This is a genomic window from Arthrobacter sp. AL05 (genome assembly GCF_029960715.1).
Classification (GTDB): domain Bacteria; phylum Actinomycetota; class Actinomycetes; order Actinomycetales; family Micrococcaceae; genus Arthrobacter.
The window spans coordinates 68197-82485 of record NZ_JASBRC010000005.1 but is presented as its reverse complement, the minus strand read 5'-3'; the positions used below and the strand labels follow the sequence as shown (position 1 = coordinate 82485).

13 protein-coding genes are annotated in these 14289 nt (G+C 67.7%); 7 read left to right on the top strand and 6 right to left on the bottom strand.

Features of this window, described 5'->3' with window-relative positions; genetic code table 11:
• Positions 1 to 15: 15 nt before the first annotated feature.
• Together QK287_RS08575 and QK287_RS08570 are read right to left on the bottom strand one after the other, a co-directional pair.
• The gene (locus tag QK287_RS08575) at positions 16 to 534 is read right to left on the bottom strand and encodes a DinB family protein (RefSeq protein WP_226773236.1); all 519 of its coding nucleotides are present in this window, start codon (positions 532 to 534) and stop codon (positions 16 to 18) included.
• Positions 535 to 583: 49 nt separating this feature from the next.
• On the bottom strand, positions 584 to 3103 hold the full coding sequence (locus tag QK287_RS08570; RefSeq protein WP_282359843.1) for a DNA topoisomerase IV subunit A: 2520 nt from the start codon (positions 3101 to 3103) through the stop codon (positions 584 to 586).
• A 67-nt stretch (positions 3104 to 3170) separates the two neighbouring features.
• On the opposite strand from QK287_RS08570, the gene QK287_RS08565 reads away from it, so the two are divergent.
• The 3 genes from QK287_RS08565 to QK287_RS08555 all read left to right on the top strand — a co-directional run bounded on the left by QK287_RS08565 (position 3171) and on the right by QK287_RS08555 (position 7936).
• Entirely contained in the window at positions 3171 to 5861 is a 2691-nt protein-coding gene (locus QK287_RS08565; RefSeq protein WP_226773234.1) for a GNAT family N-acetyltransferase, read from the top strand.
• A 103-nt stretch (positions 5862 to 5964) separates the two neighbouring features.
• Positions 5965 to 6708: a DUF5998 family protein gene (locus tag QK287_RS08560; protein WP_253033111.1), complete on the top strand. Its 744-nt coding sequence runs from the start codon at positions 5965 to 5967 to the stop codon at positions 6706 to 6708.
• 1 nt (position 6709) lies between these two features.
• The gene (locus tag QK287_RS08555; RefSeq protein ID WP_282359842.1) at positions 6710 to 7936 is read left to right on the top strand and encodes a nucleotide pyrophosphatase/phosphodiesterase family protein; all 1227 of its coding nucleotides are present in this window, start codon (positions 6710 to 6712) and stop codon (positions 7934 to 7936) included.
• 50 nt (positions 7937 to 7986) lie between these two features.
• On the opposite strand, the gene sepH is transcribed toward QK287_RS08555, so the two are convergent.
• Both sepH and QK287_RS08545 read right to left on the bottom strand, forming a co-directional pair.
• A complete protein-coding gene (sepH, locus tag QK287_RS08550) occupies positions 7987 to 9327 on the bottom strand; it encodes a septation protein SepH (RefSeq protein ID WP_282359841.1) in 1341 nt (446 codons plus the stop codon).
• Positions 9328 to 9488: 161 nt separating this feature from the next.
• Complete coding sequence (locus QK287_RS08545; RefSeq protein WP_282359840.1) at positions 9489 to 9974, bottom strand: DUF3093 domain-containing protein; 486 nt, start codon at positions 9972 to 9974, stop codon at positions 9489 to 9491.
• Positions 9975 to 10144: 170 nt separating this feature from the next.
• Here QK287_RS08545 and dut point away from each other — a divergent pair, with 170 nt between their 5' ends.
• From dut to QK287_RS08525, 4 genes are all read left to right on the top strand, one after another.
• Positions 10145 to 10633: a dUTP diphosphatase gene (gene dut / locus QK287_RS08540; protein WP_226773249.1), complete on the top strand. Its 489-nt coding sequence runs from the start codon at positions 10145 to 10147 to the stop codon at positions 10631 to 10633.
• 166 nt (positions 10634 to 10799) lie between these two features.
• The gene (locus QK287_RS08535) at positions 10800 to 11531 is read left to right on the top strand and encodes a DUF3710 domain-containing protein (protein WP_226773229.1); all 732 of its coding nucleotides are present in this window, start codon (positions 10800 to 10802) and stop codon (positions 11529 to 11531) included.
• Positions 11524 to 11934: a hypothetical protein gene (locus QK287_RS08530; RefSeq protein ID WP_282359839.1), complete on the top strand. Its 411-nt coding sequence runs from the start codon at positions 11524 to 11526 to the stop codon at positions 11932 to 11934. The genes QK287_RS08535 and QK287_RS08530 overlap by 8 nt, the downstream gene beginning before the upstream one ends.
• Positions 11931 to 12680, top strand: a complete 750-nt coding sequence (locus QK287_RS08525) for a DUF3159 domain-containing protein (protein ID WP_226773227.1) — start codon at positions 11931 to 11933, stop codon at positions 12678 to 12680. The genes QK287_RS08530 and QK287_RS08525 overlap by 4 nt, the downstream gene beginning before the upstream one ends.
• Positions 12681 to 12716: 36 nt before the next feature.
• Here QK287_RS08525 and QK287_RS08520 read toward each other — a convergent pair whose 3' ends face one another.
• A complete protein-coding gene (locus QK287_RS08520; RefSeq protein ID WP_282359838.1) occupies positions 12717 to 13451 on the bottom strand; it encodes a TrkA family potassium uptake protein in 735 nt (244 codons plus the stop codon).
• A complete protein-coding gene (locus tag QK287_RS08515) occupies positions 13452 to 14123 on the bottom strand; it encodes a TrkA family potassium uptake protein (protein WP_282359837.1) in 672 nt (223 codons plus the stop codon).
• Between the last annotated feature and the right edge of the window lie 166 nt (positions 14124 to 14289).

Sequence of the window (14289 nt, the reverse complement as noted above, 5' to 3'; positions counted from 1 at the left end):
CCGGCTGTCGGCGGGTTAGGCATCCACATCGTGGAGATGGTGGATCACGTCGTGCAGGAAGTACTGCGAGAACGTCAGGACGGTGAACTCCGAGCCGTTGCTCCGGGTGCCCTTGCGGTCCCACTGGTCCTCCGGGACCCGGCCGAAGGACGCCGCGATCTGCTCGCCCTCAGCGGTAAGTTCCGCGCTGACCTTGGCCGGATCGGCGCTGGCATAGTCCTTCTCGACGGCGGTGAGGTCCTGGTCCCAATCTGCGAACCGGGCGTCCTCGCCGCTGACCATCAGATCCAGCCGGTAATCGAACAGGCTGAAGACGTCCCGGACATGGCAGGCGTACTCCAGTACCGACCAAGTGTTTACGTCCGGGCGTTCCGCCGCCTCCGGGCGACGCAGTGCCGCCCGCCAGCGGGGAAGCATGCTTGCCAGCTGCCCCGGCACCGTCGCCGGGGTGCTTGCTGTGACGTCGAAACCGCATTCCGGACAAGGCTGCGACAGCACCCAGGTCCAGTCCTTGTTGTCCGCGATGATAGGCATGGGAGCAGTCTAAGCGTATTGTCCCGCCGCGGCATGCGCCGTTGCCGGCTTAGGAATCCGCACCGGGTTCCGGCTGCCAGGACATACTCGGACCGATCGCGTCGATTGCCTGCGAGAGCGGAATGCCGGACCCGTCGCGGCGGCCGTGTTCACCGGGAAGGGAACGCGCCACACCGGCCAGCGAAGAGGCCTTTGCCGGGCCGTGGCCTGCCCACGCGAGGAGCAGGGTGTCCTCACCCTTGAGGAAACGGTGTGCCCGGACCCCGGCGGTGGCGCGGCCTTTGGCAGGGTATTCGGCCAGCGCCGTGACCTTGGCGGCACCAGGGGCCGTGCCCGGCAGGGCCCCCTCCGTGCCCGCGATGGTCACGACAACTGCGGCGCTGTCGTCCGGGCTCGCGGCGCCGAAGAACATCACCCGGTCCCCGGCGGCCAGCTTGATCCCTGCCATGCCGCCGGCGGTCCTGCCTTGCGGACGGACAGCGGAGGCGGCGAAGCGCAGCAGCTGGGACTGCCGGGTCACAAAAACGAGGTCGACGTCGTCGGACCCGGCGGGAGCCACCCCCACCACGGTGTCCTTGTCCTTGAGCGCGATGGCTTCCCAGTCCTCGCGGTTCAGCGGGTAGTCGGGCTGGACACGTTTCACGACGCCCTGGGCAGTGCCGATGGCGAGCACCTCATCCAGCGGCGCGAACGCCACAAGCGATTCGCCCTTGAGCAGGGTGATGAAGTCCTTGGCCGGGACGCCGCCGGCCATGTTCGGTGTACCGGAAGTCGGCGGCAATACCGGCATGTCCATCACCTGGAGCCGAAGCATACGGCCCTGGGAGGTGACGGCGGCGATCTCGCCGCGCGCCGAGGACTTCACCACCGAGGCGAACACATCGTGCCTGGTCCGCGGACCCGATTCGGCGAGGCTGTCCCGGTTGGTGGTCCGCGCAATTTGCCCGGACACCGTCAGGATCGCCCAGCAGGGGTCATCCGGGATTTCGAGGGCCAGCGGCGCAGCCTTGCCCCGGGTACCCGTCGCGGCGGCCAGCGCGGCGACAGTGGGGGAGACGGCCTCGGATTCCAGCAGCACGGTGCGGCGGGGTGTTCCATATTTTTCCGCGATCTCTGCCAGCTCGGCGGACACCAAGCCGCGGAGCCGCTCGCTGGAGCCGAGGATGGCCTCGAGCTCGGCAATCTCGCGGCGCAACTCGTCCTGTTCCTTCTCCAACTCGATTCGGGAGTACTTGGTCAGCTGCCGGAGCCGGAGTTCCAGGATGTAGTTGGCCTGGATCTCCGAGAGATCGTAGATGGACATCAGCCGGGTCCGGGCCGCGGCCGCCTCGTCCGAGGACCGGATGATCTGGATGACCTCGTCAATGTCCACGATGGCGATCAGGAGGCCCTCGACCAGGTGCAGGCGGTCCTTCTTCTTGCCGAGCCGGTAAGCGGTTCGCCGGCGCACCACGTTGATGCGGTGTTCCACGTAGACGGAGAGCAACTGCAGCAGGCCCAGGGTCTGCGGCTGGCCGTCGACGAGTGTGACGTTGTTTATGCCGAAGGAATCCTCCATCGGCGAGTAGCGGTAGAGCTGTTGGAGCACGGCAGCGGGGTTAAAGCCGTTCTTCAGTTCGATCACGAGGCGCAGGCCGTGCTTGCGGTCCGTGAGGTCCACGATGTCGCTGATACCGGTCAGCTTCTTGCCGTTAACGGCGTCCTTGATCTTCTCGATCACCTTTTCCGGTCCCACCATGTACGGCAGTTCAGTGACCACCAGACCGGTGCGGCGGGCCGAGAGCTGCTCGACCTCCACCTTGGCGCGGGTCTTGAAGGAGCCGCGGCCGGTCGCGTACGCGTCGCGGATGCCGTCCAGGCCCACGATCCGTCCGCCGGTGGGCAGGTCAGGGCCGGGGACGAACTTCATGATGTCCTCGAGCGTGGCCTCCGGGTACTCGATCAGGTGCCGCGCGGCGGCAATCACTTCGACCAGGTTGTGCGGGGCCATGTTCGTGGCCATCCCGACGGCGATGCCCGTGGCGCCGTTGACCAGCAGATTCGGGAACGCCGCCGGCAGCACGTCCGGCTGGGTCAGCTGGTTGTCGTAGTTGGGGACGAAGTCCACCACGTCCTCGTCGAGGTGGTCGGTCAGCGTTAATGCCGCCGCCGCGAGCCGGGCCTCGGTGTACCGGGGTGCGGCGGGTCCGTCGTCGAGCGAGCCGAAGTTGCCGTGGCCGTCGATAAGCGGCAGCCGCAGCGAGAAGTCCTGCGCCATGCGCACCATCGCGTCGTAAATGGCGGTGTCACCGTGGGGGTGAAGCTTACCCATCACCTCGCCCACCACGCGGGCGCTCTTGACGTGGCCGCGGTCCGGCCGGAGGCCCATTTCGCTCATCATGTACAGGATGCGCCGCTGCACAGGTTTCAGCCCGTCGCGGGCATCCGGAAGGGCCCGCGAGTAAATCACCGAATAGGCGTACTCGAGGAACGATCCTTCCATCTCCGAGGTGACATCGATGTCGACGATGTTCTCGACGAAATCCTGGCTGCTTTCCCCTGCCGGGGACGGGCTTTGGCGGCGGGCCATGAGGCTGGTGGGTCCTTCTGCGGGGTGCTGAGCGTGCGCTGCGTAACTTTATGACTAGGCTAAGCCTATGGTGGATCAGCCCGCGGAAGGCGTATATCCGGAATATTGGGAAGCCGATGTTGTCCTGCGTGACGGCGGGACGGCCCATCTGCGCCCGATCCACCCGTCCGACTCGGACGCTGTCCAGGCTTTCCACGTGGGACAGTCGCAGAAGTCCATCTACATGCGGTTCTTTGCCTTTAAGTCCAAGCTGTCCGCCAAGGAACTCAAACGGTTCACCGAAGTGGACTACAAGGACCGCGTGGCCCTGGTCATCACAGTAGGCGGGGAAATCATGGGCATCGGCCGCTATGACCGGCTCGATGACCCCGCCGACGCCGAGGTGGCCTTTAACATCGCCGACGCGCACCAGGGCCGCGGCATCGGGTCCATTCTGCTTGAACACCTCGCCGCCGCCGCCCGCGAAAACGGGATCCGGAAATTCAGCGCCGAGGTCCTCCCGGAAAACCGCAAGATGCTGATGGTCTTCTCAGATGCCGGCTACGACGTCAAACGCCATTTCGACGACGGTGTGGTCAGCCTCGAATTCAATATCGACCCCACCGACAAGTCGCGCGCCGTGATGGAGTCACGGGAACACCGCGCCGAGGCCCGCAGCATCCAGGAACTGCTTGCGCCGTCCTCTGTCGCCGTGATCGGGGCCAGCCGCAAATGGGGCACCGTGGGCTACCAGTTGCTGGAGCACATCATCGAGGGCGGCTTCACCGGCCCGGTCTATGCCATCAACCCGGAAGCCTTTGAGCTGGCCGGCATGCTCTCCTTTGCCCGGCTCGCCGAAGTGCCGGGCCCGGTTAAGTTGGCCATCATCGCAGTCCCCTATGCCGAGGTCCCCAAAATCGTGGCGGAGTGCGGCGCCGCCGGGGTCAAGGGAATTGTGGTGGCTACCTCCGGCTATGCCGACGACGGCGAACGCGGCCTGGCCCGGCAGCGCGAACTCGTCCGGCAGGCCCGTGCCAACGGCATGCGGGTAATCGGGCCGGCCTCGCTGGGCATTGTGAACACCAACCCTGCTGTATCACTGAACGCCTCGATGGCGCCCACGCTGGCCGGCCGCGGCGGCCTGGGCCTGTTCAGCCAGTCAGCGGCGATCGGTGTCTCGCTCTACGCCGCCTCCAGCCGGCGCCGCGTCGGGATCTCCACGTTCCTCTCGGCCGGGAACCGGGCCGACGTCTCCGGCAACGACATGATGCAGTTCTGGGAGGACGACGCCGACACCACCGCCGTTGGGCTCTATCTGGAATCGATCGGCAACCCGCGCAAATTTTCTCGCCTGGCCCGGCGCCTGGCCAGGACCAAGCCGGTCATCGTGGCCAAATCCGACGCGACGGGCCTGGGCCTGCCTCCCGGCCACGCGGTCCGCACCACCCTGGCCCCGCCCGAGGCACTTGACGCGATGATGCGCCAGGCCGGGGTGATCCGCGTTGAGACGATCGAGCAACTTATGGACGTCGCGCAGATCGTCTCGAGCCAGCCGCTGCCGAAGGGGCCGGGTATCGCCGTCTTCAGCAATTCGCGGGCCCTTGGCAAGGTCGTTGCTGACAGTGCCGCGGCCCAGGGCCTCGGTGTGGAGCGGATCGTTACCGACGTCGACCTCGACGCCGGGATGTCCGTGGCGCTGCCCGCGCTGCGGCACAGCCTGCAGGAGATCCTCACGGCGGACACCGTCCACACCGTGATGGTCGCCCTGCTCCCGGCCCACGGCCTGACCGTCGAGAAGATCGCCGAAGTGCTGGCCGAATGTTCGGTGGCGGCGGGCAAACCCGTGGTCGCGGCGTTCAGCGGGCTCCTTGACCCCTCGATCTACGTTGAAGGGATGGTCGGAGCCGACGCGGGTCCGGCGGCGGTTCCCTGCTTCTCCAACCCCGGGACGGCAGTGGCGGCGCTTAGTGCCGTGGTCCGTTACGCCCAGTGGCTCGACCGGGACCAGGGATTGTTCACGGAGCCGGAGGGCTGCGACCCCGAAGGCACCCACGAGGAGCTCGAACGCCTGCTGGACGGGGTGGGCGGTGAGCAACTGCTCCGGCTGGACCCGGACACGGCCGCCAGCCTGCTGGCCCGCTACGGTATCCGGGTGGTGCCGTCGGTCGGCTTCGACACCGTCGAACAGGCCCTCGCGGCCGCGGACCGGCTTGGCTGGCCGGTGGCCCTGAAAACAACCGACCCTGCGCTGCGGCACCGGCTGGACCTGGGCGGGGTGCGCCTGGACATCCAGGATGCGGACTCGCTGCGCCGCAACGTACTGGAGATGCGCAAGTCGCTGGAACGCTACGGCTCGCCGTCGCTGGAGGTGCAGACCATGGCGCCGGTAGGCCAGGCGTGCACCTTCCGCGCCATCGAGGACCCGCTGCTGGGCCCCGTGGTTTCCTTTGGCCTGGCCGGCGATGCGGTCAACCTGCTGGACGACTGGGCCCACCGGGTGCCTCCGCTCTCCGGCTCCGACCTGCATGATTTCATCCGGTCCCCCCGTGCCTCGCGCAAGCTCTTCGGCTACCAGGGATTGCCGGCCGTGGATGCGCGGTCCCTGGAGGACCTCGCGGCGCGGCTGACCAAGCTCAAGGACAACCACCCGGAAATCGCCTTGGTGGACTTCAACCCCGTGCTCGCCGGGCCGGACGGCGCGGCCATCCTCGCTGCCGACGTCCGGATCGCGAATGCTGCCCAGCGTACCGACAGCGCCCGGCGGGCCATGCGCAGCTGACGGCCCGGGAGCCGGTGCGGGGGAGTGCCGGCGCCACGGCGGCGGCGGCGCCCGGCCGGCAACGGGTTAGCATGTCCCCAGCCGATCTGTGAAAATGGGGACCATGAGCTTTCAGTCTCCGACACCCAAGCCCCAGGCGGCAGTATCCGGACGTCCGGGCGCGCACCATCAAGGCCTGCATGATCACAGCGCGCAGGGTCAAAGCCTGGAAGGGGCACTGCAGCAGGCCGGTTTCTACCCCCGGCTGGTGGCCGACGTCGTCGCCGATGCACTTGACGGCCGTGACTGCGTGGCCCACCTGGTGCACCTGGAGACGCACTTCGACCGCGCCGAAGTGCGGCGCCACATTTCCGTGCTGGTCCTGACCGAGGACATGCTCGTCATCACCCATGTGGATGACCAGCAGCTGGACGAGGCCGGGGAACAGATCGTGGCCCAGGTCTCCACCGAATCCGTTCCGGTGACACAGATCCGTTCCGTGCTGCTCAGTTATGTGTACGCCCAGCCCCAGGACTACAAACCGTCGGATCCCGTGCGGGAGTTGACCCTGTCCATCGCCTGGTCCGGCGGCCAGCGCCTCGACATGGGACCGGCGAGCTGCGGCGACCCGCAGTGCGAGTCCGACCATGGCTACAGCGGCACCATCGCCCAGGAAGACATTGTCCTCCGGATCAGCGCCGAGGCCGACGGCCTGCAGGCTGTCCAGGACGCCAAGCTGTTCGCCCGTGCCCTTCGCGCCGTGAATACCGGGTCCACGGCCCCGGTCCCGCACACCGGTCCGGGACTTCCGCCGCGCCCGCGTATGGGCGTGTTCGGCAGCCGCACCAGCCGCGGCCACCAGCGCTGAGATGGCACCGGCCGGCACCCCCCAACCCCTGTCCTCCGCCGCGGCCCTTGCGCAGAACCTGCCCGCGGCCCCGGCGTTCGGTGAGCGTTCCATCGCCGAAGTGCTCACAAGTGCCGCCGCCAGCCTGGGCGTGCCGGGTTTCGAGAACCGGCTCAAGTTGCCGGCTGCGCAGCGTGTTTGCGTTGTTCTCGCCGACGGGCTGGGCCGAAACCTGCTGAAGCAGAAGTCGGCGCACACACCGTTCCTGCGCTCCGTCATGCAGTCCGGGCAAGGCGAGGTGCCGGTCTGGCTGGACTCCGCATTTCCGTCCACCACCGCGGCGTCGCTGGCCAGCTTCGGCACCGGCCTGGCCGCCGGGCAGCACGGCATGGTGGGCTACGACGTGCTGGACCCGGATCAGGACCGGGTGGTCAACATGCTTGGCGGCTGGGACGCCGGCGTCGACCCGCAGCGGTGGCAGCCGTTCCCGACGGTGTTCGAGCAGTCCGCGGACCATGTGGACGTCACCACAGTCAGCCTCCCGAAGTTCAGTGACTCGGCCATGACCCGCGCTGCCTTGCGTGGTGGCCGCTACGTCACTGCCACCACCGCGCAGGCCAGGACCGCTGCCGCCGCCGAGGCGATGGCCGGATCGGGACGGTCCCTGATGTACTTCTACGTCAACGAACTGGACAAGGCCGGGCACCGCTACGGCTGCCAGTCAGCGCAGTGGGAGCACCAGCTGGAGGAACTCGATGCCACCGCCAAACGGCTGAGCGCCACCCTGCCGGCAGGCACCACCATTGTGCTCACGGCGGACCACGGCATGCTTGACGTGCCGCAGTCGCAGCGAATCGATTATTCCGCCGACCCCGAACTTGTGGCCGGTGTCCGGCACACGGCGGGGGAGCCGCGGATGGTCCACCTGTACCTGGACGACCAGGTGGGCGATGCCGGCCGGTTGCGGCTGGTTGAGGCCTGGCGGGCACGCTTCGGAGAGCGGATCTGGGCGTTTACCCGGGCGGAAGGCATCGCCGCGGGACTCTTTGGTGAGGTCCGGGCCGAGGTTGTTACGCGGATCGGGGACGTGATGATCGCGGCCAGGGACGCCGTGGCCTTTTATGACACCCGGCGGGTCCGGCCAACGGCCCTTGAGGTGGTGGGCCAGCACGGATCGCTGACAAAAGCCGAACGTGAAGTCCCGCTGCTGTGTTTCCAGGCGGACGGACGAAGGGCCCACCGCGGCTGACTGCGCGGTCAGGGCCCCGCGCCGGGGGCACCGGATCTTCCGGAGAAGGCCTAGTCCCCGCGGGCACCGAAGACGATGTCATCCCAGCTCGGGATGCTGGAGCGTTTTGGCTTTGCCGGCTGGCGCTCCGGTTGCTCGGCGTCGCGGTCATCGCGGGCTGCCGCTGCGGGTTCCCGTTGCTGGCGCCGGGACGTTCCGCCGCCGAGGAGCTCATCGAGCCCCGGGCTGGAAACAGGCCCCTGCTTGCCGACCGGACGCAGCTGTGACGCCGCGATCGTGATCTCGCGCGTTTCGGTGCTGACGCCGTCGTGCAGCCGCAGGGCGTCATCCGGTGCGTCCTGGTGCCGGGGCGCCAAGGTGAGCCTGGACATGATCGAGGGCCGGCCGTCGCGGCGTCGTTCCCAGCGATCCGCGGCAGGAACCGGCTGTTCGGTGTCTTCCGGTTCCGGAGTGTTGCCCCCGGTCCCGGCGGGTTCCGGTTCGGCGGAGACCTCGGCAGGGACTTCGGAGGGCCGCGGGTGGGCGGCGGGGACCCCGTTCGTCAGCAGCGTGGCCAGGGCGTCGTCGGCGTCCTCGTCCACACCGAGGCGCTGGCCGCGGCGGGAGCGCAGCATGTCAAGCAGTCCGTCGGACTCTTGCTCCTGCTGCAATTGGAGCTGCTGGACGACCTGGAGCTGTGCGGTGGCGGTCCGCGCGGCGGCATCGGCGTCGGTTTCAAAATCGAAGGGCCGGTCGGAGACGGCAGCGAGCCGACGGGCCGGGACCGGACCGTCGAGGGGCTCAAGTTCACTGAGCTGCTGCGCCCAGCGGTTCGCGTTCTGCAGGGACTTCCGGGCCGGGCTGAAGGTCCACATGGCAGGGGGTTCCTCGCCGATGCCAGCGGGTCCGCCGGCCTTCGCCTCAAACCGGGCCACCACGTTCCAGCTGCCGTCGGGGCGCCGCCATGAGTCCCACTCCACAGTGGAGGCATCGATGCCGTGCGCGCTAAGCCGGTGGGCCACCATGTCGCCAAGCAATGCCGGCTGGTCGCCAAACACGGAGCGGTACACGTCATGGCCTGGGGCCGGGGCAGCGACTTCCACCTTTTGGGCCTGCGCAGCCACGTGCTCGCGCTCGGCCAGGACCGGGCCCTCGTAGCGCTGCACTTTCGCGAGCGGAATGCCGGAGAGCTCAGCCACCTCGGCCGCCGTCGAGCCGCTGCGGATCCGCGCCTGGATATCGCGCGGAGACATGGCAATGGGCGCAGCGCCGGAGGCGGCCTTAGCCGCGGTCCTGCTGGCCGCCACTCGAAGCGCCTCATCGATCGGCAGCTGGAACATCTCGCCGCCGGTGCCGCTCAACAGGAGATGCTCCCCGTCGTCGTGGACGCCTACAAGCCGTAGATCCTGCATACAAATCCTCCACCCTGGCATTACTAACAATCGAAACTCTGCCATCGATGCGGGCGAATTCCGGTGAGGACGGAGGGCGCGCCGCAATTTTCCGCTACTTTCCAGGGCTTTTCGGTCCGCAGCCGGCCCCGTTCGCTCCCTTAATGCCGGGACTGTGCGGGCTAGGAGGCCAGGGCGGCGAGGAGTTGGTCCGGGTGCCGCGTGGAGGCCAGCCAGTACGGGGTCCGGTCGGAGGGGTCGGTGATCTCGACCCGGACCACTGGATCGATCCATCCACGGATGCACAGGAACGCCAGGCCGTTTAGGCGGGTGCCGCGTTCTGCCGTCGCTTCCTTGCCCCGGAACGCGGATGCGCTGCCAACAAAGCCGCGCTCGATCGTGGCCCGGCCGACGCGCAAGGTGGCGGCCGTGACCGTAATGGAAGGGGTCGACAGGACCAGCAACACCGAGATGATGGTAAAGAGGACCACCGCAGCGGTGATCCCTGCGAACATGCTGATCGGGGCGAATACCAGAATCCCGGCGCCCGACAGTCCCGCGGCCACCAGCCAGATCCAAGCGTTCGGCCAGAGTTTCTCGTTGTACACAACTGTGGCGTCGCTGGGGGTGCTTATGGGGGCAGGCGTGGCTGCGCTGGATTCGGGCATAAGGCCAGCTTTCCACTTTTCCCGGGCTATTTCACCTTGGCGGCGGCAGCAGGTCCTGTATCCCGGCCGGCCGGACGCCGCGTGGCCGATCGTCGCCGCTGGCGTTAGAGTGAGGAACTGTGACTGAAGAAACGACTGCCGTGGACGCCACCGACGCAACGCCCGAAGATTTGCCGGAAACGCAGCCTGCGCCCGAATACGGAACCACCACCCTTACGGTCCAGCTGAAGATGCTCGACGACGGATTGGAACCGCCGTCGTATGCGCACCCCGGCGACGCCGGTGCGGATCTGCGGACCCGCGAGGACGTAGTGCTGGAACCGGGGGAGCGCAAACTGGTCCCTACCGGGGTTGCCATTGCCCTCCCCGACGGCTTTGTTGCCTTGATCCACCCGCGGTCCGGGCTGGCGACCAAACACGGGCTGACAGTAGTTAACGCCCCAGGAACCGTCGACGCCGGCTACCGCGGAGAAATCGCGGTGACGCTGCTCAATACCGACCGGCACCAGGCGATCGAACTCTCGCGCGGCGATAGAATTGCACAAATGGTAATTCAACGAGTGGAGTACGCCCGCTTCCTGCCGGTCCAGGAACTTAGTGGCTCGGTCCGCGGCGGCGCAGGCTTCGGGTCTACCGGAGGTTTTGGCGCGCCGGTCTAAGCAAAGGCCTGCCGGGCCCGAACGGATGCCGCGAACTGGTCAGCAGGACCCGTTTGCAGGACGTACCAGCCGGCTTTTTTGCTGCATCAGCCAGCCTATAAAAGCCGGAGCCCCGCACGCGCAGTGTGGCGCGGCGGCACAGGATCACAATTAAGGAGACGACCCCATGGTTTTTGGGCGTGGCAAGAAAGCCAAGCAGGAACAGGCGACGGAACCCGGGGAGTCCCCGAGGGCAGTTGCTGAAGCGTCCGCCGATGACTCGACCGGGACTGCAGCCGCCGCACCGCTTCGCGGCGGCACGGGTCCCTTCGACGTCTCGGAGATCGAGGACCAGGACGGCTACGTGGACCTCGGCGCCCTCCTGATTGCACCGGCGGAAGGCCTGCAACTCCGGCTTGAGGTCGAAGAGGCCACGCAGCGCGTTGTCGCCGTCACCATGGACCTGAACGGCTCAAGCCTTCAGCTCCAGGCGTTCGCCGCTCCGCGTTCCGAAGGCCTGTGGGAGGAAATCCGTGAGCAGATCGGTCAGTCCGTCGGCAGCCAGGGTGGCCAGGTCGAGGAGGTCCAGGGCGGCTTCGGCGCCGAACTCCTCGCCAAGCTTCCCGCTGGTGGTGCCGACGGCAGCCACGGCTACCGGGTGGCCCGCTTTATCGGCGTCGACGGCCCGCGCTGGTTCCTCCGCGGCGTGTTCGGCGGGGAGGCTGCTGTAGACCGCGACGCGGCCGCCGGACTCGAGGAACTGTTCCGGCAGCTCGTGGTGGTGCGCGGCGAGAGCCCGATGCCCCCGCGTGACCTCCTGCAGCTGCACTTGCCCAAGGAGAACGCCGTGCCCGCTCCACAGTCCGCCCCGGACATCGAGCGCCCCGAACGCGGACCGGAGACCACCCAGATTGGCTGATGCTGCCCGCCAGGACCCGGCTGCGTCGGTCTCCGTCCGGGAACTGCCGGACCGCGGCCGCGTGCTATGCCATGGCTTCATCGAATCGGTCACCTACGCACCGGCGAGCCAGGTCGCTGCCTTTACCGCGATCGTCGTCGACCACAACGCGCCGCCGGTCAAAAAACGCTCCGTCCCCGTGGCATCCGGCACCGCAGCCGCCACGCCGGCCTCCGGCCTATGGCGCCAGCGGTCCGCCGTTCCCAAGGACCGGCTCCGGGTGGTCTGGCTGGGCCGCCGCCGTATACCCGGTGTCGATGCCGGCACCGAACTGCGCCTGCAGGGCATGGTCACAGTCCGGGACGGACTGCCGACCATGTTCAATCCCCGCTACGAAATACTCTCCCCGCAGGAGGAGCAATGACGGTTCCCGAAAATCCCGGCGCGGCAGGGCGGGAACCCGCTGAGCCGCTGCCAACAGCAGTTCAGCCAACAGCGGTTCAGCCAACAGCGGCGCAGCTCGCCGAAGGTTACGCCGCCAAGGCCGGTCTGCACCGGTCCGGCAACGGCAACATCGACGTGCTCAAGAGCGCGGGCGGCATTCAGGGCATTGCCGAGAGCATCCTCCCCGGCCTGGTCTTCCTGGTCGCTTTCACCATCGCGCGCGAGCTGCCCCTGGCGCTGGTCTCCGCGCTGGCCGTGGCGGCGGCGTTTACCGTCGCCCGACTCATCCAGCGCAAGCCGCTGACGCAGGCACTGGCGGGAATTGCCGGCGTCGGGCTGTCCGCGTGGCTGGCCAACACCACGGGCAAGGCCGAGGACTTCTACGTCCCCGGATTCTTCACCAACGCCGCCTACATCGTGGTGATGGCGATCTCGATCGCCGTTCGCTGGCCGTTTGCGGGGCTGCTCTTCGGCTTCATCCGGAACGAAGGACTGGACTGGCGGAAGCAGCCAGCCCGGGTCAGGGCCTACCGGATCGGCACCTGGGTGATCATCGGGGTCCTGGCCCTTCGCCTGCTGGTCCAGCTTCCGCTGTACTTTATGGGCGAGGCGGGCTTCGCGGCCCTCGCCACAACGCGGTTGCTGATGGGAGCACCGCTGTACATCCTGGGCATCTGGGTTGCCTGGCTGCTGACCCGGCCCGCCCCAGCCGCAACCCCCAACTGAACCGGCCGGCAACCGGGGGTTGCCGGCAACAGCCGGTTAGCCGTCGAAGCCGTCGAAGACTTCGTGGGCGTGCGAGTCTTCGCCCTGCTGTTCCGCCGGCAGCTCGCCCTGGGACTCCGGCGAGAGCAGGGCACGCAGCTCGTCCTCTGCTGCGATTGTCGTGACGAAAAACAGCTCGTCCCCGCCGTCAATCACGTCATCCCGGCTCGGCGTGATTGGTGCCTGATCCCGCAGGATTGCCACAAGGGTCGAATCCTCGGGCCATTCGATGCCGCCCACGGTCAGTCCGACGACGTGTGAATCGTGCGGGACCGTGAACTCGACCAGCGATGACACCCCGGTCTGCAGGGTCAGCAGCCGGACGAGGTCGCCGATCTCCACGGCCTCCTCGACCAGGGCAGTCATCAGCTGCGGGGTGTTCACCGCAACGTCGACGCCCCAGGAATCGTCGAACATCCAGTCATTCTTGGGGTTGTTGACCCGGCCTACCGTGCGTCCGACGCCGAACTCGGTCTTCGCCAGCAGCGAGACCACCAGGTTGACCTTGTCGTCACCGGTAGCTGAGACCACGACGTCGGCGTCTTCCAGTTTCGCGTCCTGGAGGGTGCTCAGTTCGCAGGCATCGCCAACCAGCCAGTGGGCGCCCCGCAGTCCGCTTCGCCCGATTACCTCGGGCTTGAGGTCGATCAGCAGGATCTCGTGTTTGTGGGCCAGCAGTTCGCGCGCGATCGAGGAACCGACGCTTCCCGCCCCGACAATAACGACTTTCACTTAGGACTCCTTGGCGGGGGGCTGGGCAAGAACATGGCCGACTTCGCTGCTGCGGTCCACGCCCAGCATGGCGTGCACGGTGTCGCCATCCTGGTACAGGGTTCCGGCCGCGGGCAGCATCCCCTCACCGAACCGTGTCAGGTACGCGACGCGGATCCCGGCGGCCTTCTCGATCGAGGTGACCGGGTGGCCGATCCACGCGGGGTTCAGGTCCACTTCGGCGAGCACAAGGCGGCCCGAGGGGTCGCGATAGTCGCCGGCCAGGTGCTGTTCGGGCAGGATCCGCCGGAGCACCTGGTCCGCGCTCCAGCGCACTGCGGCGACCGTGGGGATGCCGAGCCGCTGGTAGATCTCAGCCCGGCCCGGGTCGTAAATCCTGGCGACCACGTGCGGGACGTGGAAGGTTTCGCGTGCCACCCGGGTGGCCAGGATATTTGAATTGTCGCCGCTGGAGACAGCCGCGAAGGCATAGGCCTCCGCAACGCCGGCCTGCTTGAGGGTCTCGCGGTCAAAGCCGACGCCGGTGACCTTGCGGCCGGTGAAGCCCGTTCGGAGCCGACGGAAGGCGCGGTCGTCCTGGTCGATGATGGCCACGGAGTGGCCCGCATCCTCGAGCGTGTGCGCGAGGGTTGCCCCCACGCGGCCGCAACCCATAATCACGAAGTGCGCCAACCGTGCCTCCTCAAGCTTTGTGACTGCTACTGCGGAAAACTCTACCGGCCACGGCGCCACCTGGAGCCAGCCCCGCCGCTGCCGCACCCCGGCGACCTGGAGCCGCCGCCGCGCGGCGCCCGGTCGCCGTCATGACATCGGGTCCGAATGCGACTAGCTTTGTGGA